At 60.9% G+C, this 21,617-nt stretch carries 20 protein-coding genes and 2 pseudogenes; 9 read left to right on the top strand and 13 right to left on the bottom strand.

Annotated elements, in window-relative coordinates; all coding sequences use genetic code 11:
• Positions 1-281: 281 nt before the first annotated feature.
• On the bottom strand, positions 282-1,172 hold the full coding sequence (locus Tal182_RS16520) for a DMT family transporter (RefSeq protein WP_085860125.1): 891 nt from the start codon (positions 1,170-1,172) through the stop codon (positions 282-284).
• Positions 1,173-1,391: 219 nt separating this feature from the next.
• Here Tal182_RS16520 and Tal182_RS16515 point away from each other — a divergent pair, with 219 nt between their 5' ends.
• Entirely contained in the window at positions 1,392-1,778 is a 387-nt protein-coding gene (locus tag Tal182_RS16515) for a hypothetical protein (protein WP_085860124.1), read from the top strand.
• Between the two features lie 21 nt (positions 1,779-1,799).
• On the opposite strand, the gene Tal182_RS16510 is transcribed toward Tal182_RS16515, so the two are convergent.
• The 5 genes from Tal182_RS16510 to Tal182_RS31765 form a co-directional block, all read right to left on the bottom strand.
• The gene (locus tag Tal182_RS16510) at positions 1,800-2,942 is read right to left on the bottom strand and encodes a PQQ-dependent sugar dehydrogenase (protein ID WP_085860123.1); all 1,143 of its coding nucleotides are present in this window, start codon (positions 2,940-2,942) and stop codon (positions 1,800-1,802) included.
• Between the two features lie 59 nt (positions 2,943-3,001).
• The gene (locus Tal182_RS16505) at positions 3,002-3,763 is read right to left on the bottom strand and encodes a class GN sortase (RefSeq protein WP_085860122.1); all 762 of its coding nucleotides are present in this window, start codon (positions 3,761-3,763) and stop codon (positions 3,002-3,004) included.
• On the bottom strand, positions 3,753-6,134 hold the full coding sequence (locus Tal182_RS16500; protein ID WP_085860121.1) for a marine proteobacterial sortase target protein: 2,382 nt from the start codon (positions 6,132-6,134) through the stop codon (positions 3,753-3,755). Before Tal182_RS16500 ends, Tal182_RS16505 begins: the two co-directional genes overlap by 11 nt.
• A 235-nt stretch (positions 6,135-6,369) precedes the next feature.
• Positions 6,370-7,998: a glycosyltransferase family 39 protein gene (locus Tal182_RS16495; protein WP_064804024.1), complete on the bottom strand. Its 1,629-nt coding sequence runs from the start codon at positions 7,996-7,998 to the stop codon at positions 6,370-6,372.
• Positions 7,995-8,168: a hypothetical protein gene (locus Tal182_RS31765; protein WP_245344784.1), complete on the bottom strand. Its 174-nt coding sequence runs from the start codon at positions 8,166-8,168 to the stop codon at positions 7,995-7,997. Before Tal182_RS31765 ends, Tal182_RS16495 begins: the two co-directional genes overlap by 4 nt.
• A 269-nt stretch (positions 8,169-8,437) precedes the next feature.
• Here Tal182_RS31765 and Tal182_RS16490 point away from each other — a divergent pair, with 269 nt between their 5' ends.
• From Tal182_RS16490 to Tal182_RS16465, 6 genes and pseudogenes are all read left to right on the top strand, one after another.
• Positions 8,438-9,640, top strand: a complete 1,203-nt coding sequence (locus Tal182_RS16490; RefSeq protein ID WP_064804022.1) for a pyridoxal phosphate-dependent aminotransferase — start codon at positions 8,438-8,440, stop codon at positions 9,638-9,640.
• 99 nt (positions 9,641-9,739) lie between these two features.
• A pseudogene (locus Tal182_RS33200) lies at positions 9,740-10,005 on the top strand (type II toxin-antitoxin system prevent-host-death family antitoxin).
• Positions 10,002-10,387 (top strand): annotated as a pseudogene (locus Tal182_RS16480) (type II toxin-antitoxin system VapC family toxin). The pseudogenes Tal182_RS33200 and Tal182_RS16480 overlap by 4 nt, the downstream one beginning before the upstream one ends.
• Before the next feature lie 180 nt (positions 10,388-10,567).
• A complete protein-coding gene (locus Tal182_RS16475) occupies positions 10,568-11,473 on the top strand; it encodes a glycosyltransferase family 8 protein (RefSeq protein WP_085860120.1) in 906 nt (301 codons plus the stop codon).
• A gap of 47 nt (positions 11,474-11,520) precedes the next feature.
• Positions 11,521-12,390, top strand: coding sequence for a hypothetical protein (locus Tal182_RS16470; protein ID WP_064804016.1), 870 nt, complete (start codon positions 11,521-11,523; stop codon positions 12,388-12,390).
• A 72-nt stretch (positions 12,391-12,462) separates the two neighbouring features.
• Positions 12,463-13,152 (top strand): hypothetical protein, encoded by a 690-nt coding sequence (locus Tal182_RS16465; protein WP_064804014.1) that lies wholly within the window; start codon positions 12,463-12,465, stop codon positions 13,150-13,152.
• 39 nt (positions 13,153-13,191) lie between these two features.
• On the opposite strand, the gene Tal182_RS16460 is transcribed toward Tal182_RS16465, so the two are convergent.
• On the bottom strand, positions 13,192-14,289 hold the full coding sequence (locus tag Tal182_RS16460; RefSeq protein ID WP_085860119.1) for a calcium:proton antiporter: 1,098 nt from the start codon (positions 14,287-14,289) through the stop codon (positions 13,192-13,194).
• 230 nt (positions 14,290-14,519) lie between these two features.
• Here Tal182_RS16460 and Tal182_RS16455 point away from each other — a divergent pair, with 230 nt between their 5' ends.
• The gene (locus Tal182_RS16455; RefSeq protein WP_064804010.1) at positions 14,520-14,807 is read left to right on the top strand and encodes a DUF2188 domain-containing protein; all 288 of its coding nucleotides are present in this window, start codon (positions 14,520-14,522) and stop codon (positions 14,805-14,807) included.
• Between the two features lie 104 nt (positions 14,808-14,911).
• On the opposite strand, the gene Tal182_RS16450 is transcribed toward Tal182_RS16455, so the two are convergent.
• On the bottom strand, positions 14,912-15,421 hold the full coding sequence (locus tag Tal182_RS16450) for a GrpB family protein (protein ID WP_064806259.1): 510 nt from the start codon (positions 15,419-15,421) through the stop codon (positions 14,912-14,914).
• A gap of 33 nt (positions 15,422-15,454) precedes the next feature.
• The gene (locus Tal182_RS16445) at positions 15,455-16,384 is read right to left on the bottom strand and encodes a LysR family transcriptional regulator (RefSeq protein WP_085860118.1); all 930 of its coding nucleotides are present in this window, start codon (positions 16,382-16,384) and stop codon (positions 15,455-15,457) included.
• 94 nt (positions 16,385-16,478) lie between these two features.
• Between Tal182_RS16445 and Tal182_RS16440 the strand changes: the two genes are divergently transcribed.
• Positions 16,479-17,501 (top strand): NAD(P)H-binding protein, encoded by a 1,023-nt coding sequence (locus tag Tal182_RS16440; protein ID WP_085860971.1) that lies wholly within the window; start codon positions 16,479-16,481, stop codon positions 17,499-17,501.
• Here Tal182_RS16440 and Tal182_RS16435 read toward each other — a convergent pair.
• The 4 genes from Tal182_RS16435 to Tal182_RS16420 all read right to left on the bottom strand — a co-directional run bounded on the left by Tal182_RS16435 (position 17,498) and on the right by Tal182_RS16420 (position 21,107).
• Entirely contained in the window at positions 17,498-18,298 is an 801-nt protein-coding gene (locus Tal182_RS16435; RefSeq protein ID WP_085860117.1) for an aminoglycoside phosphotransferase family protein, read from the bottom strand. The two genes, Tal182_RS16440 and Tal182_RS16435, sit on opposite strands and share 4 nt — an antisense overlap.
• A 199-nt stretch (positions 18,299-18,497) precedes the next feature.
• Entirely contained in the window at positions 18,498-19,622 is a 1,125-nt protein-coding gene (locus Tal182_RS16430; RefSeq protein ID WP_085860116.1) for an alkene reductase, read from the bottom strand.
• A 25-nt stretch (positions 19,623-19,647) separates the two neighbouring features.
• Positions 19,648-20,814: an MFS transporter gene (locus Tal182_RS16425; protein WP_085860115.1), complete on the bottom strand. Its 1,167-nt coding sequence runs from the start codon at positions 20,812-20,814 to the stop codon at positions 19,648-19,650.
• On the bottom strand, positions 20,814-21,107 hold the full coding sequence (locus tag Tal182_RS16420) for a metalloregulator ArsR/SmtB family transcription factor (RefSeq protein WP_064804001.1): 294 nt from the start codon (positions 21,105-21,107) through the stop codon (positions 20,814-20,816). The genes Tal182_RS16425 and Tal182_RS16420 overlap by 1 nt, the downstream gene beginning before the upstream one ends.
• Positions 21,108-21,617 lie beyond the last annotated feature (510 nt).

The raw sequence follows: 21,617 nt of genomic DNA, 5'->3' as shown, positions 1-21,617 counted from the left end.
TTCCCATGCTCGCAAAATGCCCGAACGCGCCGAGAGTGCTGCGTTTAAGGGATTTTGGCAAGCAAAAGTTTTTTAACGTGTCCTTGCGGGCACACTGCTTCCGACATCTGGTTTGCGCAAAAAGGCAAAATTTCTGCCGCGAATGGGAGATGATTAACGATTTATATCGTCTGCAATGTAAGTTTCGGGCAGATTTTGCCAAAAATGCAACGTAAACGGGCTTTGCGGGTTCCCTTAAAATTTTTTTCCAATCCGGCATCCACCCATATTTGGACGCGTGTTCAGGCGGCCGGCAAGCGACGGCGAGCAAAGCCGGGGACGATCTCGACTACAAGCATAGCGATAAACATTAGCGCACAACCTGTATATCCCGCGGCCGGCATCGACTCATCGAGAATCAGCGCTGCGAGCGATGCGCCGAAGAGCGCTTCGGATGATAGGAAGATCGCCGCCTGCGACGGCGTCGTATAGCGCTGGGCGATCACCTGCAGCACGAAGGCCAGACCGGACGAGAAGATGCCGACATAAAGGATCTCGGGTCCTGCGGACCAAATCGCCGAAAGGCTGATCGGTTCGACCGCTGCGGCAATGGCCAGCGCGCAGACCGTGGTGACGGCAAATTGCGTAGCCGCCAGCGCGAGCGGCCTTCCACTCTCGGAGACGGTCGTGCCGGCAAGGGTGATCTGGATCGCCCAGAAGACGGCGCAGACCACAGTCAGGAGATCGCCTGAGGTGAGCGCCGAAAGATGACCGCCGGACAGGAGATAGATGCCGGCGAGCGCCATCAGCGCGCCCGGCCAGATGATCCAATGCGGGGCACGGCGCAGGAAGAACACGGCAATGAGCGGCACGAAGACGACATAGAGGCCGGTGATGAAGCTGGAATTCGTCACCGTTGTCGTCTGCAGGCCGACCTGCTGGGTGGCGGCGCCGCTGAAAAGGGCAAGGCCCGTGAGGACGTAGAGCCTGGCATGGCGCGCGCTGGTCTTCACCTCTGTCTTACGCGCTTCCAGAAGAACGAAAGGCAAGACGGCCAATGTGGCGACGGCAAAACGCAAGGCGATGAACCAGAAGGGGCCGATCGCCTTCATCGCCGTCGATTGCGCGACGAACCCGCCGCCCCAGATGGCGGCTGCAAGCAACAGGAGGAGGTTCGCCTGAATACGCGTCATGTCGTCCTCGAGGGGGAAGGGAGATCTGTCGGAGCGGTTAGCAGCTGCGCTTCCTCCAGGCAAGGGCGAAGACTTTGACGGGTCGATCTATTCCCTTAACCGCAAAGCAGATCACGTGACTGTGGAGCGAAGGATCGCAACCGTAGTAATGCCGGCCGATTGCTGGTCTTGTACATGATCAAGCCAGCATCATGGGCAGGTAACGGGAGCGCGTGTTTTATGGGTGGAAAATATTTGAAGTTCATTGTGCTGTGCGGACTTTTGGCACTTGCCACAGAACCAGCGGATGCCCGCGATGCTGTGAAAAGCGGAACAGTAGAGCGCAGTGGTTCGAAGTTCAGCTATCTCGTTACCGCTTTAGGTCCGAACAGCCGCAGAATTGAAGTCACTCATAACGGGAAGAAATACACAGGCCCGCTGGCCGAAATGTCTTTTCGTGACCGGCATTTGCAGGTTTTCGAGATGGTGGCGATTTTGATCAAGGACAGCTGCCGGAATGGTGTTTCCTTGCTCGGAAATATTTGGTTAAGCAAGGATCCGGAGCAAGACAAGGATCCCGACGCCAGGCATCCTCAGTACTTCGTCTGGGAATATAGCTGTAAGTAGACGCTTGAGCCTGGCGAGATCTCAACCGTTGTTGGCCTGAGCGCGCGAGACCCTGAGCAGCGCGCCGTCGTCCTCGTCCGTCACCATCAGCAACGCGCCGTCGGGCGCCACGATGACGTCGCGGATGCGGCCGTAATCGCCTTCGAACAAGCGCTCTTCGGCGACGAAGGCGCCGCTCTCGTCGCGCTGCATGCGCGAGAGCAGCTGGAATTTCAGCGCCGCGACGAGGAAGTCGCCGTCCCATTCCGGGAACATGGCGCCGCGATAGACAGCGAGCGCGCCGGGCGCGATCGAAGGATCCCAATAGTGCAGCGGCTGCTCCAGCCCTTTTTTGGCGGTGCCTTCGCCGATCTCGGCGCCCGAATAGTCACGGCCGTAGGTGATGATCGGCCAGCCATAATTCTTGCCCGCTTCGATCTGATTGATCTCGTCGCCGCCGCGTGCGCCATGCTCGACGGTGTAGAGATTGCCGTCCTTGGCATCGAAAGAGATGCCCTGCGGGTTCCGGTGGCCCTTCGACCAGATCTCCGGCAGCGCCTTGCCGCCGTCCTTGAAGGGATTGTCGGCGGGGATGCTGCCGTCGGCATTGATGTGGACGATCGAGCCGGCATCGTCCTGCCAGTCCTGCGATCGGTCGCGGTCGCCGCGGTCGCCGACGCTGATGAACAGTGTGCCGTCACGGGCGATCGCGATGCGCGCGCCATATTGGATGTTGCCCGTTGTGAAGCGCCGCATGGTGAAAATCGGCGTCACCGCCTCAAGCGTCTTTTCGTCGGCGGACAGCGTCGCGCTGAAGGCCTCGGTGCCGGAGCCCTGCCTATAGGCGATGGCGGCGGTGAAATAGAGTTTTCTGCTCGTGACAAAATCCGTGGCAAGCGCCACGTCCATAAGACCGCCCTGGCCGCGGGCATTGACTTTGGGCACGTTGCCGATCGGCTCGGAAAGTTTGCCATCGCGAATAATGCGCATGCGGCCCGGCCGCTCGGTGACGAGATATGCTCCGTCGGGCAACACTTCGACCGCCCAGGGGTGTTCGAGACCATCCACCAGTTTTTCGACGCGAACCGCAGGGCCCTGCGTGTTGACGGTATCGGCCGCATTGGCCGATGTGGCGCCGAACAGAACCAGCGCCGCGGCGAAATGGAAGGCGGATATTCTCGTCATTTGCTTCCCCGTCGTCTCTCCATCCGGAACGTGGAGTGGGCAGGGCAGAGCTTCAAGCCTCAGTCTGTCTGTAATAACGGCTTTGTGTTTGCCGGTTGAAGGGAGCCGATCGCGTTACCATCGACTAGTTCGGCTTCGAGAATGTAGCGTAGCGGCCCGCGTTCGGTCGCATCGAACGGCCAGCAGGTGGTCAGTACGAGGCGGCGGCCATCGGAGGAAGGGTCGATGCCGCTCGCGTCCCAGGGGGCAATGCGGCCTTCGCCAGCCTTGAAGGTCAATAGCTTGCCGTCGCGGCGGGTAACTTCGATCGTATCACCCGGCCTTATATATTGCAGCCAGCGGAAATGGGTGTCGCGATGGGCGGCGATGACGGAGGTGCCTTCGTCGCCCGGCTGCGGTGTATTGGCGAGCCAGGCCGGACCGAAGGCGAGCGCTTCGCCGGAGGCACCGGAAAGCACGATTGCCTCCTTGCCGAGGCGCGGCGCACGCACCCTGGCTTCGGTGGTGAAATCGGCCCAGGGCCAGGGTTTCGTCTCCTTGCCGCTCAGTTCGGCGGCAAAAGCACGCTTCAGCAGGACTTGCGAGATTTCCGCCTTCGCCTTCAGCAGAAAACCGTCACCGATCAGCGCCAGGCCATAGAAGGCAAGACCGGCAATGGCGAAGGCGATCGTCTTCTCGATCGGCGAAAGACGCCAGAGGAAGAAACCCTTTCTCCTTCGCGCCTTCGGCATGTCGTGGGCCGTGGCGGCGGCCATGGCGAGTTCCAGATAGGTCGGAAGTGGCTCGAATTCGGCCGCTTCCTGATTGTTGCTAGAAACCATCGCGCTTGGCTCCGGCCGAGACGAGACCCTTGAAGCGGCGGCGCCAGATAGCGAGCCCGCTCGCCGCCGCCAGCGCCAGCAGCAGCATGGTGAGCCCGCGCATGATCTGCTCGTCGGCGCGTGTCGCCGTCTGCGGCAGGTTCACGGTCGAGCTCTTCTGCGCGATCGGCGTGGCGGCTTTCGCCGTCGGCGCCGCGGCCATCAAGTTGGCGATCTCGGGCGATGCAGCGAGATCCTGCGTTGCGGCTGCGGTCCGTTGCGGTTCGGCGCTTCCAGCCGGCGTGGCCGCGCCGTGGCGTTCTGCGCCGCCAGACGGGACAGCGTTTTCGCCGAAGACCTTTCCGAAGTCCCAACCTTCGGGCAGGTTGAGCGGCAGCTTCGCCGAGCCGAGCGGTTCGGTTGCCGGCCGCGACGGCGTGACGTCGACGGCGACCAGACTGGTGACGCGCGAGACGAGGTGGTGGGCGAGCGCCACCGTCTCTATGTCCTTGTCGAGTGCGGCGGGGTCCTGGTGCTCATAGGCGCGGGCCTCGAAATCGTCGATCTTGCGTCGCGCCCAGAGCTTGGAAATGCCGTTGCCGTCTGCGGCATTGGCGATATCCATCTCGACGCGCCAGGGCTGGTTGCCTGTCTTGCCGACGATCTGCAGCTTGCCGGTAGGCTTTTCCTGCGGCAGTTCCGCCGTTAGAACGACGGGTTCGCCGCTATAGAGGTCGGGCATCAGGTTCGGCGTGATATCCTCGGCTTCGATGCCTTCGAAAGTCGCGGCGATATCGGTCATTGCGGGGTTCTGCAGCTTGGCGAAGAGTTCGCTCATGCGGCTTGCCACCTGATCGGTCGAGCCGATCTGAGTGAAGGTGCCGCGGCCGAACTCGGCGGCTTTGGTCATGAAATAGGTGTTCGGCGCCGAGCCGATGCCGACGGTGAAGACGCGGGCATCGCCGCGGTTTTCGGTGATTTCCTGGAAGAGCTGCTGTTCGTTGCCGATCGCGCCATCGGTGAGGAATACGACCTGGCGCAGCGCTCCGCTTGCGATCGGGCCTTGGTTGCGCAGCGCGTCCTCGAGCGCCGGCAGCATTTCCGTGCCGCCATCGGCGTTTAGGCTCCTGATATAAGCGATGGCCTTTTCGCGGTTGTCGGGGGTGGCGGCGACGAGGCCGTTGAAATAATCGGTCATCGTATCGTCGAAACGGATGACGTTGAAGCGATCCTCGGGGTTGAGCCTGGAGATGGCAAGCGCCAGGCTCTGTCTTGCCTGTTCGATCGACTGGCCGGACATGGAGCCGGAATTGTCGATGACGAAGACCACCTCGCGTTTTGCCGGCGCTGCCGCATCCGGCGCGGTGGGCGGGGTGACGAAGGCAAGCAGATAGGTCTTACCATCGATCGCTTCCCGGAAGAGGCCGGCGCTCGGCGTCTTGCCCGGAGCGGCTTTCCAGGTGAGCTCGAAATCCTTGTCGGCAGGAACCGCGTCTCCTTTCAGGCGGATCGTTCTCGCCTGGTCGCCGTCCTGTCCGATATCGACGTCGTGGAAGGAGGATTTGACCTCACCGAGCGGGAAGCCGGCCTTGAGGTTGATGATCAGCGAGATGGGGTTGATCCTGGCATTCTCGCGCGGGTCGAGCACCGGGGCTTCGATCTTCTCCCGATTTTCCACCGGGTCTCTCGGTGTTGCGAAGCCGGCGCCGTTATTGAACTCGACGGTCTGGACGATCGGGGCCGGATTATAGCGCGGCGCGACGACCATCGGGAAGCGCAGCGAGAATTCACCGCCGGACTGATGGACCGTCTGCTGATATTCGATCTGCACGACGATCTCTTCGCCGGGGCCGATATTGGCGACCTGGTTGGTGAAGATGTTGGGCCGCTGCTGTTCGAGCAGCGCCGTTTTCTTGCCCTCGGCCTTGGCCTGCTCATAGATCTCGCGGGCTTCCTGGCGCGGCTTGATCTGGCCTTCGATGAAGCGTTCGCCGATCTGCATCTTCAGCGCGTCAACGGCCGAATTGTCGGGCAGCGGGAAGACGTAGGTGCCCTCGACCCAGCCCTGGCTCGGGTTTTGGAAGCGCTGCGTTACCTTCACCCTGGCGATCGGGCCGGAGACATCGATTGCGACGTCGGTCTTCAGCCGCGGCGCTTCGACATAAAAGCCCGGTTCCTTCGACGGGAAGAGCAGCGAGCCGCTATTGACGTTGTTCGGCCGGACAAGGGCCGCGAGCTGGCCGGATGCCTGCCGCGTCTCGGCGCGGGCGGCGGACGCAAGTCCCAGCATCGCGGTGATGCATGCGACAAAAGCGGTGACGGCGACAAGACATGAAATGGAGATCGGGCGCATGCGTATGCGCCCGATGGCGAACTCATCTTCCAGAAACATTGGCCTACCCTCAATAACCAATTTTGGATGAGGGAATGATGCAGCTTCGATCTCGGCGCGCTCGCGACCGAATTGCGGCGGCGTGCGGCATTTGTTGCGGCTTATTCGTGGCGGCGATAAAATCCGGCGATCTCTCTGATTTTAAAAGACGAAAAACATGATCGTCGTCACCGCGAAAGTACCGCGATCGAGGCCATGTCCTGTCCAAAGCCCATGGCCTCAGACTGTCGCGATGTCATGGACGGGTGATTCTGTAGACCAGCAAATCGTCCGAATCCACAAGTTTGGTTGCGGTCTTGTCCAGATAATCGATGACGCCAACGTGATGCTCGAAGAATCGCAAGTCCGCGTGGTCGGTGGCGTTCTTGGTCACGCCGAACAGATCCGCGCCGTGCGCGCGCAGTTCCTCGAGCTGCGCGATCGCAGTGGCGTCATCCGCGACGAATTTCGACCAGTCCGCATCGCCTCCTCCAGGCGGGAACACCCAGCCGCGCGCCCTGCTGTAATAGACTGCGACGGGGTCGCCGACATCTGGCGCGGTGGCGACGACGAGATCGCCCGGTTTCGCCAACCGCGCCAGTTCCTCGCCAAGGAGCTTGCCCTTCATGGCGATTGGCTTCTTCATCGTCCTGACGAGGGGAAGGGTCGACCAGGCAAGCGCCACGGCTACGATGCAGATCGCGCGAAGCGCCACAGCCGGCTTAAGAATGGCCCTCGGTGACAGCGTTGCCAGGAGAAGCGCGCCGCGGCCTGAGAACATCGCGACTGGCACATGGAAGATGTGGAAGTTCCACACATTAGCTGTGATCTCGCCCGCCGCCGCCAGATAGAGGATCGTGGCCGCTGCCAGCCAGACATAGGGAATGGCCGAAAGTCTGCGTTGCTCCGGGTCTTCAGCGGGTCTGGGCGGTATCCATAAGCCGACCGCCAGCAGCACCAAGAATGGAGAGCCGTAGAACCACCAGACCGACGTGTTCCACGCCGATTTGACGTAGAACCTGTTCTTGACGTATGCCCAGAGGCCGTCGTCCCAAATATAGCCGCTGCCGGCGATATGAAACGGCGGATAATTACGGCCGAGATAAATCGCCCAGCTGTAATAAGCGGCGACGATAGCCAAGCTCACAAGCCCCCACAGGAAGACCCGGGTTGCCTGCTTCTGCTTCTTCTCCAGAATCCAGCAAACCATCAAATAGAAGATGACGGCGCCCGCGACTAGGCCTGGCGGCTTTGACAGTGCGCCGAGCGAGACGCTCGCCGTGGCAAGCGGCAAGAGCCAGCCGCTGCCGCCGGCCCAGTATTTGACGAATAGCCAGACGCCGAGGGTCACGAGGGCCAGCATCGCGGGATCTGGAAGAAACGAGCTGTCGATCATGATCGCCGCCGGCATCAGCGCATAGGCAAGCGCCGCCGCATGGGCGTGCATGATGCCCCAGCACAGCGCTGTCAGCCTGTGCAGAGAAAACACCGTCACCAGCCCGAAGACAGCCGCAACCACGCGGCCGTACCAGTCGTGCCAGCCGAAGAGCTGGTAGAGCAGGGCAGTGATATAGCTGACAATCTGGAACTCGCGGCCCTGGTAGCCTGGTCCGGGGCCGGTCCAGCTGACCTCTGGAAAGAGGATGTTCCAGCTGCGCTGCTGGAAATTGTCGGCCATCATCGCGGTGCTTATCTCGCGCCAGCTGAAGCCGTCGACCAGCGGCAAGGTAATCTTGTGGAACCTGAAGACGACCGCAATGAACAGGATCCCCAGCAGAATCGCCGTGTCGAGGCTCAGATAGTTCAGGCGAACCGTGTCCCGGCCGGTCGACTGCTGCTGATATTGCCGACCTTCGGCCTGGTTCAATTCCGGGATGTCCGTCATCTGAAACCGTGTCCCGCCTGATGCCCGACGCAGCGCGACAGGCGGCGGCATCGGATCGAAAGGAAGATCGGGCTGAGCGGGATCTCGCCGCCGGCGCGGCCGGCTGCGGGGAGCGGCGCGTCGGTATTCCTGAGCAGCGGCTTGGAAGAGTTGCGAGGCGGCTTTGTCATGACGGAAGTTCATCAACACTGCCTCGAAAAGCAATTCGCCCAGATTGGTTAGTCACCTAATCCCGGAAGTTGCGCGGGGTGCCTCGACTGCGCGCGCGCCTCGGCGAAAAGGACGGCGGACCTACCCGCCGGTGCGGCGAAACGATCAATAAGAATCATTGCCTCCATCACGCCTTTGCCCTTGAAATGCCGTCATACATTGGACATAGAGCTAACCGCAGAACTCCGGTCCCGGCTTTCTGCCCGTTTCAACCAATAGGACCGATATCATGGCCTTCCTTGCCGATGCTCTTTCCCGTGTGAAGCCTTCAGCCACCATCGCCGTTTCCCAGAAAGCGCGTGAGCTGAAAGCGAAAGGACGCGACGTCATTGGCCTCGGCGCAGGCGAGCCGGATTTCGATACGCCCGACAACATCAAGAAGGCTGCCATCGACGCGATCAACCGCGGCGAGACGAAGTATACGCCGGTTTCCGGCATCCCCGAGCTGCGCAAGGCGATCGCCGCCAAGTTCAAGCGCGAGAACGGCCTGGAATATTCCTGGGAGCAGACGATCGTCGGCACCGGCGGCAAGCAGATCCTGTTCAACGCCTTCATGGCGACGCTGAACCCGGGCGATGAAGTCGTCATCCCAGCGCCCTACTGGGTTTCCTATCCGGAGATGGTGGCGCTCTGCGGCGGCACGCCGGTTTTCGTTTCGGCCACCCAGGAGCATAACTTCAAGCTCCAGCCTGCCGATCTCGAAAAGGCGATCACGCCGAAGACGAAGTGGTTCATTTTCAACTCGCCATCCAACCCGACGGGCGCCGCCTATACGCATGCCGAGCTGAAGGCGCTCACTGATGTGCTAATGAAGCATCCGCATGTCTGGGTGCTGACCGACGACATGTACGAGCACCTGACCTATGGCGACTTCAAATTCGTCACGCCCGTCGAAGTCGAGCCGAAGCTCTACGACCGCACGCTGACGATGAACGGCGTTTCCAAGGCCTATGCGATGACCGGCTGGCGTATTGGTTATGCCGCCGGGCCGATTCAGCTCATCAAGGCGATGGACATGATCCAGGGTCAGCAGACCTCGGGTGCGACGTCGATCGCCCAATGGGCGGCTGTCGAGGCGCTGAACGGCACGCAGGATTTCATCCCCGAGAACAAGAAGATTTTCGAAGGCCGCCGCGACCTCGTCGTCTCCATGCTGAACCAAGCCAAGGGTATCGTCTGCCCGGTGCCGGAAGGCGCCTTCTACGTTTATCCGTCCTGCGCCGGCCTGATCGGCAAGACGGCGCCGTCGGGCAAGATCATCGAGACGGACGAAGATTTCGTTTCCGAGCTTCTGGAATCGGAAGGCGTCGCCGTCGTTCACGGCTCCGCCTTCGGCCTCGGCCCAAATTTCCGGATCTCCTATGCGACATCGGAAGATCTGCTTGAGGAAGCTTGCCGCCGCATCCAGCGCTTCTGCGGCGCTTGCAAGTAGGCTTGTCGCCATCATATCGATCGAAGGCCTGTCGGTGACGGCGGGCCTTTTATTTATCCGGCGTTGATGGTGTAGCTGCATGTGGCTACATTTGAGGCTATGAAGACCGTTTCAATCCGTGATGCGAAGAACCGCCTGACCGAGCTTGCCCCGCGAGGTCGAGGCAGGTGAAATCATTGTCGTGACCCGAAACGGCCGGCCGGTATTCGACCTGGTGCCCCATCAGAAACGCGGCGGTTTGGATCTGGAGGCCGGTCAGGCCTATCTTCGTGCTCGGGGTTACCTGTCCCGTGCCGTTCATCGCGGATGATTTTGACGATCCGCTGCCGGAGGATTTCCTCCTGAGGCCTTTGCCGGAGTCATGAGACTTCTTCTTGATACTCGTATCGTTCTCGCGATCCTGAGGAAGGACGCCGGCGCGCGATTCCAGAGATCGCGTCGCTGCTCGGCGACAGCAAAACCGTGGGCTTCGTCAGCGTCGCAGGCCTTCGGGAAACGGCGATCAAGGCTCGTCTGGGAAAGTTGGATCCCGGCATGCCGCTCGAAGACATTGCCGGTGTTCTTGAGGAAACAAGGCTGATCCTGCTGGGGATCGAAATTCAGCATGTCATCACCGCTGCCGATCCTGAGCCGGAGACGCGCGATCCCTTTGATCGGCTGCTGCTGGCGCAGTGCAAGGTCGAAGGCTTGCAGCTTGCCACCGTCGACCGGCTGCTCGTCGATCATCCTCTGGCATTGCGACTATAGCTCACGTCCCGATTCAACGCGCTGCCGCACAGATTCCGCTTCGCCTCGCAAGTCGTTGAATTCCGATTCAAAACGTGACGCGGAGTGCCGGTGGGGCGGATGATCTGCGGTTGCGGGCAGCCGCCAAACCAACTAGATATCCGGCATCAAGTTCAATTTGCCGCTTCGGGGGGCCGGATTTTGCAGCAGAGTGCCGTCATCGTCTGTTCTGACGTTAACATGCTCCCGGCCGCCTGCTGCACTCTGCTTTCCGTCAAGCGCAATCTTACAAATGCTGATGTAGAGTTCCTGCTTCTCGGCATCGACCTCAAGCCGCACCAGGTCGCCGAGGTCGATAATTTTGGGCGGCTTCATGGTATGGCGATCAGGGTGCTGCCCTATAAAACGCCCGGCACCGGCCTCCAGGCGCGGGGCCGCTGGTCGGCGGCCACACTGGCGCGGCTCTACATGGATCGGGATATACCCGACCATATCGAGCGCCTGCTTTATCTCGACGCCGACGTGCTGGCGGTTGCGGCTGTCGACGAACTCTTCACCCTTGATTTTCAAGGCAAGGCGCTTGCCGCCGTCGACGACTATGTCATGGCCTTTCCCGAGAAATCAGGCGCGCGCCAGCGCAAGATCGGCATGGGCGAGGGCGGCCGCTACTTCAATGCCGGCGTATTGCTGTTTGACTGGTCGGCCTGCCGGGCGAGGGGGCTCTTCGCCAGGACCCGCGAAATCTTCGAGGAGCGGTCGCATCTGTTCGAGAATAACGACCAGGATGCGCTGAACGTCACTTTTGACCGCGACTGGCTGGTGCTCGATCCGCGCTGGAATACACAGACGGGCCTGCTGCCTTTCGTCGATCGGCCGACCATCTTTCATTTCACCGGCCGCAAGAAACCGTGGCAGGCGAACGTTCCCTGGGTGCACCGGCGGATGGCCAATCGTTATGCCGAGGATCTTCGCAACACGCCCTGGGCGTCCTTCTGCAGGCAACCGTCGATGACGGACCGAGTGGCGGGCTTCCTCTCGCATGTGGGAAAGCAGATCGGCGGGCTGAGGCGGCTTGCCCGGATGCGCGCCTATTTCAGCAACAGCTAGTCGGGCGGACGGAGCGCGTCGTCCTTGGAAAGTGCATGTGAGGCGATATGGAAGCAATTCCCAGCGATAACAAGGCTACGACCACTCCGGATGGTGGCTTCAATTTCCTGACGCCGGAAGCGTGGAAGGCGCTGTTGTCGGGCTATTCCCATATCGTGCTGGTAGCAAACAGCGAGGCGGTCGATATCGAACGGCTGCGGAGCAAATTGCCGGAGACGGCGCTCTACGTCTTCTTCAACAAGGTCTACAAGGTGCTCGACGAACCCTTCGTCGGCCACTCCATGCTGGTTGCCCGCAGCGACGTGATGGGCGCCCATATCGTCCACCGGCGCGAGGCGGCGGATGTCTTGCGCTTCTTTGGCGGCGACGATTTCCTCGGCGTCGTTAACATCCGGGTCTCCGTCGAGGAAAATCTCAGCGAAAAGAGCTGCTTCGAAGGCGCTAAGGCCCGTCACCTTGATCTGACGCAAATGCTCGCCGATCTCTATCCGATCGGCAAGATCGCGACGAGCGGCTTTGCGGTAGCGTTGTGGCTCGCCGATTTGCAGTTGCCGGGCAAGATCCTGCTTGCCGGCTTTTCGGCGAAGCGGAGCGAGAAGTGGAAGGTGTTTGACGTTCACGATTGGACGTTCGAGCAGATCTTCCTGCGCCTCTTCGCGCGCATGGGGTCGATCTCAATGATGGGCGGCGTCGATGCCAGCCCCTATTCGGCGCTCGCCAAACGGTTTCCTGAGGTGCCGCCGATCGAGATCGCGATGACTGCGGCCGAGGTCTTGTCGGAGCGGCTCGACAATACGAACAGCCAGATCGACAGGCTGATGTCCGTCACCAAATTCATCCGCGCCGTCGACAATTTCTTTCGGCGGTTCAAACCGAAAACCCGTAAGCAGCGTTTTCTCGAAAAGTCGAAGGGATGACTGTCGCGGGCCTTTGCTAACAGGCATGGGTGGCAAGAAAGCTGTTGCCGATACCGGCGATCAAGGTGGACAATGGAACAACAAAACGTCCGAATTTTTGTAGGCTTCGATCCCAAGGAAGTGGTCGCCTACCACGTTCTCGTGCAGAGTATCATCGAGAAGTCGTCGATCCCGGTTGAGTTCTCGCCCATTGCACTTTCCAATCTTGGCGGGATTTTCACCCGCGAGCGCAACGCGCTGCAATCCACGGAGTTTTCCTTCTCGCGTTTCCTGACGCCCTATCTCAGCGGTTTCGAGGGCTGGAGCATCTTCATGGATTGCGACATGCTGATGCGTGCCGATATCGCCGAGCTTTGGGCATTGCGCGACGAGCGTTACGCCGTCATGTGCGTCAAACACGATTATCAGCCGAAGATCGACACCAAGTTCCTCGGCCAGACGCAGACCAAGTACGAAAAGAAGAACTGGTCGAGCTTCATTCTCTTCAACAACGACAAATGCCGCGCGCTGACGCCCGACTACGTCAACACGGCGACCGGCCTGCAGCTGCACCAGTTCAAGTGGCTTGAGAACGACGACCTCATCGGCGAACTGCCGGTGATATGGAATTACCTCGTCAATGAATACGACTACCGCGAAGACGCCAAGAACGTCCATTTCACCGACGGCGGGCCGTATTTCGAGGAATACAAGAACGACGATTACGCCGATGAATGGTTCGCAGCCCGCGAACGTCTGCTCTTCGCCCAACAGCCCGTCTAAACAGCCTGTTCTTTCCCTTCCTCCGCGAGGAGGGAGTCCTCAGAGCCCCAGAGCCGTCAGCATGACGAAGGTGGCGAAGAGGATGAAATGTGTCATGCCCTCGATGGCGTTTGTCTCGCCGTCGTTGAGGTTGATCGCCGCGGCAATCAAGGTGATCGTCACCATCACCGTCTGCACCGGGGTCATCGCCATGATGAAGGGCTGGCCGGTATAAAGTGCAATCGCCTCCATCACGGGCACCGTCAGGATGACGGTGGAAAGCGAGGCGCCCATGGCAATGTTGACGGTCGCCTGCATGCGGTTTCTCAGAGCCGCTCGCAAGGCGGTCAGGATTTCGGGCGCGGCCGAAATCGCCGCGACGACCGCGGCGGTGACGGCGATTGGTGCGCCGCTGTCGCGCAGCCCTTCGGTCATGAAGGTCGACATGAACTCCGCCAGCAGGCCAATGACGACGACGCCGACGAGGATGATGGCGATCGAGACGGCTGCCGGTCCGTCAGCGCCGTGTTCGTCGCGACTTTCCTTCTTCCGCTCGGAGCGCGGGTAGCTGTAGCTGAAGAAATAGCTGTGCTGGCCGACCTGCATGCGCAGGAAGAGGCCGTAGAGAGCGATCATCGCGACAATGGTGAAGGCGGAGTAATAATGCCACCGATCTCGCGGCACGAATTCCGGCACGATCATCGAAATGCCCATGGCGGTCAGGATCATCACGCCATAGGTCTTTCCCGAATTGTCGTTATAAGGCTGCTCGCCATGCTTGAGGCCGCCGAGCAGGGCGGCGAGGCCGAGAATGCCGTTGATATCGAGCATCAGGGCCGAATAGATCGTGTCGCGCACCAGCGTTGGAGAGCTTTCGCCGCTCATCATGATGGCAAGAATGATGACTTCGACGGCGAGGGCCGAAAGTGTCAGGATCATCGTGCCGTAGGGATCGCCGACTTTGACGGCGAGCAGTTCGGCATGATGGGCGACGCGGATCGAAGCGAGCACGATGGTGGCGACGAGTGCTGCGGCGGCGATGAGCGCCAGGCCTGCCCCCATCTCCATGACCGTATGCTCCAGAAGATAGGCAGTCACCGAGACGACGAGTGCAATGACCAGAAACCTCTCCTCTTTAAGGCGTGACGCGATGCCCAAATCTCAGCTCCCGTTGCGATTCACGCCTTTAACTAAGTCACTGATTTCGGATGGGAAGCACGCGGCGGCACTCCGCTATTTGCAGTCTTCGACGTTTAATGAAATACTGACACCATCGGGGCCGGAAAAGCAGATCGCGGCGTCCTCGAATTCTCGTCACGCGGCCGCGATGATCCGGACCCTGTCCGGAAGCATGCGCATGCGCAACAAGATGATGAGGAGACGGATGCATGATCAAGGTGGTCTACGAAGTCGTGCCGCATGACGGCGGTTGGGCCTACAGGCTGGGAGGCGTCTATTCCGAGGCATTCCCGACCCATGCCGAGGCGCTCGAAGCTGCGCGCATCGTCGCGGCCGAACAGCAGGTCGGGGGCGATTCCGCCGAGATCAGCTGGCAGGACGAAAACGGCAAATGGCATGAGGAATATGCCGAGGGCGGCGACCGGCCGGAAACCGAGGTGGTCGACGGCCTATGGCAGGAGCGATCGGCTGGAGCCTCGCAGAGCGCCGGACATTAACCCTAGAGCGCGTCGCGATCTTTCAGATTCGCTCGCTGCGCTTTAGGTCCTCGTTCTTGCGCATGCCGTTATCGCAAACTGCGCACGCTTTTGCGCGACATGCTCTATCCCTTCAATGCCCGCGTGACGATCGTGTCGACAAATTCGCGCTTCTCAGCGGTATAGCGATCGCCGTCCATTCTGAATTCGGCTGCCAGCCTGCGTTTCAGCGCGGCATAATCGGCCGCCGCTTCCGGATGCGCGATGAGATAATCCCGGAAAGCCAGCCTGTTTCGATGCGTGCCGTTGCCGGCCGGGCAAAGGTAGACTCGTTCGGCCGGCACCGAACCTCTCGACAAGAATGCCCAAACCTCGTCGTCATAGCGGTTGCCGCGCGGCTCGTAGTCTTGCGAGAGAAGCACCTGTGTCGCACTCTGGATATGCTCGAGAGCGGGAAGAACGATGTCGATATCGATGAGCGGCTTTGCGGTCATATCAGGTATGGCGGTGCTGCCGACGTGATCGATGGCGAGCGCCTGCGGCAGCAAGGCCAGCAGCTTGGCTCGGATGCGCTGGAAAGCTTCCGGCCATTCCCTGTCATAGCTCACGAGTTCAACCGGCTTGTGCATCGTCATCTCCATAGGATGCTGCGAGATTGCCCATGATTCTCATCGAAAATCGATCTCGATTTCCGCTTGCGCGCCTGTGGAATGACGATGGTAAGTCCGGAGCCCCTGGACCAGCGCGTCGAACGTCGCGCGGCAGCGCGGTGAGGTCTTCAGGCTTTCGTGCATGACCACCCATGTACCGAGCGGAATCTCGAACGCATCGGAAAGGACATGCACGAGGTCGGGGTTTTCTCGGGCCAGTCCGATCTGGCAGAGGCCGATGCCAACGCCGGCGCGGATTGCGGAGAGCTGGGCAAGGTTGCTGTCGGTCCTGTAGGAGAATTTGATGCCTTCGGACGCCGGATAGCGCTTCATCACCATGCGGACGTAGGCCGTCTGCCGGTCGAAGCCGATGAGCCGGTGGTTGGCGAGGTCCGCCATGGCTTGCGGAGTGCCGTGCCGTTCGAGATAGCGGCGGTGGGCGTGGAAGCCGATCGGGATGTCGCCGATGCGGCGCACGATGAGAGCATCCTGTTGCGGCTCGGCCATGCGTACGGCGATATCGGCCTCGCGATTTACCAGATCTTCGATGGTATCGGATGCCGAGAGCTCGATTTGGAGTTCGGGATAGACTTCCTGCAGGGACCCGAAAATCCGAGGCAGGATCTCGACGGCGACGACCTCGCTGGCGCTGACCCTGACCGTTCCGGCTACCCTCTCGCGCTCGCCGGATGCGGTGCGCAAAAGGGCGGCGGCGGTTGCCGCCAGCGTTTCGGCATAGGGTTTTAGCGCCTGTGCGGCGTCGGTCGGCACGAGGCCGTTCGGCGACCGGATGAAGAGCTCGGCGCCGATCGCCTGTTCCAGAGCATCGACATGGCGGCCGATCGTCGGTTGGGTCAGCCCCAGCTCGCGCGCAGCGGCCGAAAGCGAGCCCTGCTGGAGCACGGTCACGAAACTGCGGTAAAAATCCCAGCTTGGTTCGAGCGTCATATGTTTTTGTATAGCTGATCCACTTATTTCGTCAATTTTGTTTATCTGAAAGCAGGAGCATAGTCATCTCATGCAATTGAAGGAGATGATTGCGATGAATGGAGAGACGAAGATCACGGCACTGGTTCTCGGCGCGACCGGCGGTATCGGCGGCGCGATCGCCCGCAAGCTTCTGGCCCGTGGCTGGCGCATCCGGGCGCTCAACCGTGATGCCGCCAAGGCGTCGAAGAACGAGCCGGCATTCGAATGGCTGCAGGGCGATGCGATGAATGCTGGCGACGTGCTGACGGCGGCTGAAGGTGTTGGCCTGATTGTCCACGCGGTCAATCCGCCCGGCTATCGCGATTGGGAAAGGCTGGTGCTGCCGATGCTCGACAATACGATCGCTGCCGCTTGCGTCGCCGGAGCGCGGATCGTGCTGCCGGGCAACGTTTACAATTTCGGTCCCGATGCCCTGCAGTCGCCGACGGAGGAAAGCCCGCAGCATCCCCTTACAAAGAAGGGAGCGATCCGCGTCGAGATGGAGAAGCGGCTGAAGGCGGCATCGCAATCCGGCACCTGTGCGATCGTCGTCAGGGCTGGCGATTTCTTCGGTCCGGGCGCAACGGCCAATAGCTGGTTCTCATCGGGTTTGGTGACGCCGGGCAAGCCGGTCGGCACCATCAAGAATCCGGGACGGCGCGGCATCGGCCATCAGTGGACCTATCTGCCCGACATTGCGGAAACCATCACCCAGCTCATCGAGCGGGCCGATCAGCTGCCGCCCTTCGCCGTCTATCATATGGATGGCTTCTGGGATGCAGATGGCATGCAGATGGCAGAAGCGATCAAGCGTGTTGCCGGCGGCAAGGCGAAGATCGGGCGGTTTCCCTGGTGGATCGTGCCGCTCGCCGCGCCTTTCGTTCCGTTGATGCGGGAGATCAACGAGATGCGCTATCTCTGGAAAGTGCCGCTCAGGATGAACAACGCCAAGCTTGTCGCCGAACTTAGCAAGGAGCCGCAGACGCCGATCGACGAGGCGGTGAGAGCCTCACTGGTGGCTCTCGGCTGCCTGCCCGAAGCGCATCGTGACACCGCGGCCGCCTTTATCGGGCATACGCTGCAGAAGGCGCCTTAGGCCGCCAGCTCGGCCAGCGCGATCCGCGCGACCGTCAAGGCCGTCTCCGCCTGTTCGATATTGGGGTCGCCGAGAAACCAGGCGGCGGAAAGGCCAGAATAAGCGGCGATCCATTGCAGCAGCCGCTGCGGCTCCAGCCCCGCCTCCGCAGAGACGATGGCGAGCTGGCGGCGGAAGCGGGCGGGGTCGGTAATGGTCGGCAATTCCTCGTTGGCGAAGATATTGGCGAAATCGAAACCGCGCTCGCCGTGGAGCCGTTTCGGATCGATCGCCAACCAGCCGCGCTCCTCGAAATCGAGAATGTTGCCGTGGTGGATGTCGCCATGGAGGACGGAGAGATCGCGCGGATCGGCAAGGAGGGCTTTGGCGATCGCCGAGCAATCGGCAAGCGTGCCGCCATGTTTGCCGGCGGCCGGTTCGAGATCGCGGAACCAGCGGGTGAGGGGAATGGGATCGGGGAGTGGTCTTTCGCGCGGCGCATGCAGCCGCGCTGCGGTGCGGCAGAGAATGCGGCTCGCTTCGTCGTCTTCTCCATCCATCGCCATGGCGAGCAGGGAGCGTTTCCCGGTTGCCCTTTCCAGCAATACGGCGTCGCCTTCGTGTGCATAGACATGAGCCGCGCCGTCGCCGTCCCACCATTGCATCAACAGCGCGCCGTATCGTTCGTCGATATCGGTCGCAACTTTCAGCATGGCGGGTCTCTCCTGCCAGAGGACCGGCAGCAGGCGGCTGGAATGGGTGATGATGGGCTCGCCGTCCGACATGAGCGACCAGCGATCGAGATAGGGTGCAAACATGACATCCTATATAGAGATATTGAACGCACAAATCCCACCTCTCAGTGGGATTTCTGTATTTGTCGACAAAGTCTCCTCCGTCATGCCAGGCCTTTCCCCGGCACAAGGCCGAGGATGACGTCGCGGGGTTTGCCGTGGTTGTCCGCCAGCCTGAGAAATCCCGCCGAGAGGCGGGATTTCTTGATGCGCGCCTGAAACCTCAGGCGACCTTTTCGAGAGTGGGATAGTCGAGATAGCCCTTGGCGGTGCCGCCGTAGAAGGTCAACTGGTCGGGCGTGTTGAGCTGCAGGTTCTTTGCCAGTCGTTCGACGAGATCGGGATTGGCGATGAAGGGTTTGCCGAAGGCGACCAGATCGGCGCGGCCGCTTTCGGCGGCGTCGATCGCGAGATCGCGGTCATAGCCGTTATTGACCATCCAGTTCGCCTTGCCGCCGGCTTTTTCATAGGCCTGGCGCAGCGCTCTGTAATCGAAGGAGGGGTTGTCGCCCTGCTTGTAGTCGCGCTCGCCGCCGGTCTGGCCTTCGATGACGTGGATATAGGCGAGGCCGTATCTTGCCAGCCCCTCGATGACATGGGTGAAGGTCGCCTGCGGATTGGAATCATAGCTTTCGCCCGACGGCGTCACCGGCGAGATGCGGATTGCGGTACGGCCTGCGCCGATTTCCCTCACCACGGCATCGACGACCTCGAAGGTCAGGCGGGCGCGGTTCTCGATCGAGCCGCCATATTGGTCGGTGCGGTCGTTGACGCCGTCACGGATGAACTGATCGAGCAGATAACCATTGGCGCCATGGATCTCGACACCGTCGAAGCCGGCATCGATGGCGGCGCGGGCTGCCTTGCGGTAATCCTCGATGATGCCGGGGACTTCGGCGGTTTCGAGCGCGCGGGGCTCGGAGGTATCGGCAAAGCTGCCGCTGCCGTCGGCATTGACCAGATAGGTCTTGGCCTTGGCGATGCGATTGGTCGAGGAGACCGGCTTGCCGCCGTCCGGCTGCAGCGTCGTGTGCGAGATGCGGCCGACATGCCACATCTGGACGACGATCTTGCCGCCGGCTGCATGGACGGCGTCGGTGACGCGCTTCCAGCCGGCGAGTGCTTCCTTGCTGTAGAGGCCGGGCACGTCGGCATAACCCTGGCCCTGATGGGTGATCGCGGTCGCTTCGGTGATGATCAGGCCCGCCGTGGCGCGCTGGCGGTAATATTCGACATTGAGGTCGTTGGGAATCGCGCCCGGCGAGCGGTTGCGGGTAAGCGGCGCCATGACGATGCGGTTCTTGACGGAGATATCGCCAACCTTGGTGGGTTCGAAAAGCTTGGCCATGATGGTCCTTTCTTTTGCGGGAGGATCACTCTGCGGGGGCAAGCGCAGCCCGGCCCCTGGCGGAGAGATAGGTGAGCGCCGTCGCACCCAGGCCGACCAGGGCCATCAGGGCTGCGGCGAGCGGAACGCGGGTGAGATCGAAGCCGGCATCGATGACCAGGCCGCCCGCCCAAGCGCCGAATGCATTGCCGGTGTTGAAGGCGCCGATATTGATCGTCGAAACGAGGTTCGGCGCATCTTTGCCGAAGCCGACGACGCCGACCTGGAGCGCCGGCACGGCGGCAAAGCTTGCGGTCGCCCAGAGGAAGAGGGTGATCTCAGCCGGGATGAAGAAGCGGCTCGTATAACTAAAGGCAAGCGAGGTGACGGCGATCGCGGCGAAGACGCCGGCAAGTGTTACGCCGAGCCGCCAATCGGCAAGCTTGCCGCCGATGAGATTGCCGACGGTCAGGCCGAGGCCGATCAGGAGCAGCGTCCAGGTGACGCCTTCCGGCGAAACGCAGGTGACATCACGCAGGAGCGGCGCGATATAGGTGAAGAGGGCGAACATCGAGGCAGCGAAGAAGACGGTGGTCGAAAGCGCCAGCCAGAGGCCGCTATTCCTGAGTGCCGCGATCTCGCGCAGGATGCTGCCGTTTTCCTGTTTTTTGTCGTTCGGCAGGATGGCGATCAGTCCAAGAATGGTGACGATGCCGATGACGGTGACGACGCCGAAGGTGGCGCGCCAGCCATAGGCCTGGCCGATCGCGGTGCCGAGCGGTACGCCGAGGACATTGGCAAGTGTCAGGCCGGTGAACATCAGCGCGACGGCGCGGGCCTTGCGGTCTTCCGCAACCAGTCCGGCGGCGACGACCGAGCCGATGCCGAAGAAGGCGCCGTGGCAGAGAGCGGTCACGATGCGGGCGATCATCAGCACCCAATAATCGCTCGCCAGAGCGCAAAGCAGGTTGCCGGCGATGAAGAAGGCCATCAGCGCAATCAGCGCCGTGCGCCGTTGCAATTTAGCGGTCGAGACTGCCATGACGGGCGCGCCGATCGCGACTGCCAACGCGTAACCGGTTACCAGCCATCCGGCCTGTGGGATCGTCACCGAGAGATCGGTGGCGACCTCCGGCAGCAGGCCCATGATGACGAATTCGGTCGTGCCTATCGCAAAGGAGCTCAAGGCGAGGACGAGAAGGGCGAGGGGCATTAAAGATCCTGTGTCAGCTGCTTGAGGAAAGCGGCGATCGTTTCTTCGTTGCGCTTGTAGAAGATCCACTGGCCGACGCGTTTGGTGGTGACGAGACCGGCGCGATGCAGCGTTCCGAGATGGGCGGAAACCGTCGATTGGGATAGGCCGCAGCGCTCGAATTGGCTGGCGCAGACGCCCATTTCGAAGGGATGCTCCTGCGTGGGGAAATGTTCCTCGGGATTCTTCAGCCAGCTCAGAATGTCCATCCGGGTGGGGTGGGCGAGTGCCTTGATGATTTCGTCTTTATCCATCGCAGTCGGTCGATCCATAAATCGAATTTTTTCGATATATGGTTCGACGCTTGCCGATATGCAAATCACGGAGACGTGAGGCGGCGGCTTTTGGCGCGTGAGTAAATTTTGGGCAAAAAAAGAGGGCCACCGGAAAACCAGGGCCCTTTGAATTGTGAAGGTCAATAACCTCCAGAGGGGAACAGCTAATGCGGTGGAACTGGGAGAGAAACCACGAAATGCATCAGCTGAGTTGGATATGGTGCTTCCTTAGGCATGTTTCAATGCTTTTTTGTGCATACCTGTTATGCGCCGCACAATTTTTTTGCGGCGCGGCATTTTCCGAAGCTGCAAGGCAAAAAAAGAGGGCCGCTGGAAAACCAGGGCCCTTATAAGTGTGAAGGTTCAAAAACCTCCAGAGGGGAACAGCTAATGCGGTGGAACTGGGAGGAAAAGCCACCATGTGCATCAGCTATGTGCGATATGGTGGTTTAATGGGCAAACGGCAACCCTCATTTGTGCATGCCAGTC

This window comes from Rhizobium sp. TAL182 (assembly GCF_002117725.1).
Taxonomy (GTDB): Bacteria; Pseudomonadota; Alphaproteobacteria; order Rhizobiales; family Rhizobiaceae; genus Rhizobium; species Rhizobium esperanzae.
Note: the sequence above shows the minus strand (reverse complement) of the source record. Positions and strands in the feature narration are given on the sequence as shown.

What these genes read in the sequence shown, in the direction of transcription:
- Tal182_RS31765 (WP_245344784.1), bottom strand. Translation starts at nt 8,168, where the DNA reads ATGACAAAGCCGCCTCGCAACTCTTCCAAGCCGCTGCTCAGGAATACC.
- Tal182_RS16490 (WP_064804022.1), top strand. Translation starts at nt 8,438, where the DNA reads ATGGCCTTCCTTGCCGATGCTCTTTCCCGTGTGAAGCCTTCAGCCACC.
- Tal182_RS16455 (WP_064804010.1), top strand. Translation starts at nt 14,520, where the DNA reads ATGATCAAGGTGGTCTACGAAGTCGTGCCGCATGACGGCGGTTGGGCC.
- Tal182_RS16515 (WP_085860124.1), top strand. Translation starts at nt 1,392, where the DNA reads ATGGGTGGAAAATATTTGAAGTTCATTGTGCTGTGCGGACTTTTGGCA.
- Tal182_RS16520 (WP_085860125.1), bottom strand. Translation starts at nt 1,172, where the DNA reads ATGACGCGTATTCAGGCGAACCTCCTCCTGTTGCTTGCAGCCGCCATC.
- Tal182_RS16430 (WP_085860116.1), bottom strand. Translation starts at nt 19,622, where the DNA reads ATGGCCAAGCTTTTCGAACCCACCAAGGTTGGCGATATCTCCGTCAAG.
- Tal182_RS16440 (WP_085860971.1), top strand. Translation starts at nt 16,479, where the DNA reads ATGAATGGAGAGACGAAGATCACGGCACTGGTTCTCGGCGCGACCGGC.
- Tal182_RS16465 (WP_064804014.1), top strand. Translation starts at nt 12,463, where the DNA reads ATGGAACAACAAAACGTCCGAATTTTTGTAGGCTTCGATCCCAAGGAA.
- Tal182_RS16510 (WP_085860123.1), bottom strand. Translation starts at nt 2,942, where the DNA reads ATGACGAGAATATCCGCCTTCCATTTCGCCGCGGCGCTGGTTCTGTTC.
- Tal182_RS16425 (WP_085860115.1), bottom strand. Translation starts at nt 20,814, where the DNA reads ATGCCCCTCGCCCTTCTCGTCCTCGCCTTGAGCTCCTTTGCGATAGGC.
- Tal182_RS16435 (WP_085860117.1), bottom strand. Translation starts at nt 18,298, where the DNA reads ATGTTTGCACCCTATCTCGATCGCTGGTCGCTCATGTCGGACGGCGAG.
- Tal182_RS16500 (WP_085860121.1), bottom strand. Translation starts at nt 6,134, where the DNA reads ATGTTTCTGGAAGATGAGTTCGCCATCGGGCGCATACGCATGCGCCCG.
- Tal182_RS16420 (WP_064804001.1), bottom strand. Translation starts at nt 21,107, where the DNA reads ATGGATAAAGACGAAATCATCAAGGCACTCGCCCACCCCACCCGGATG.
- Tal182_RS16445 (WP_085860118.1), bottom strand. Translation starts at nt 16,384, where the DNA reads ATGACGCTCGAACCAAGCTGGGATTTTTACCGCAGTTTCGTGACCGTG.
- Tal182_RS16450 (WP_064806259.1), bottom strand. Translation starts at nt 15,421, where the DNA reads ATGACGATGCACAAGCCGGTTGAACTCGTGAGCTATGACAGGGAATGG.
- Tal182_RS16470 (WP_064804016.1), top strand. Translation starts at nt 11,521, where the DNA reads ATGGAAGCAATTCCCAGCGATAACAAGGCTACGACCACTCCGGATGGT.
- Tal182_RS16495 (WP_064804024.1), bottom strand. Translation starts at nt 7,998, where the DNA reads ATGACGGACATCCCGGAATTGAACCAGGCCGAAGGTCGGCAATATCAG.
- Tal182_RS16505 (WP_085860122.1), bottom strand. Translation starts at nt 3,763, where the DNA reads ATGGTTTCTAGCAACAATCAGGAAGCGGCCGAATTCGAGCCACTTCCG.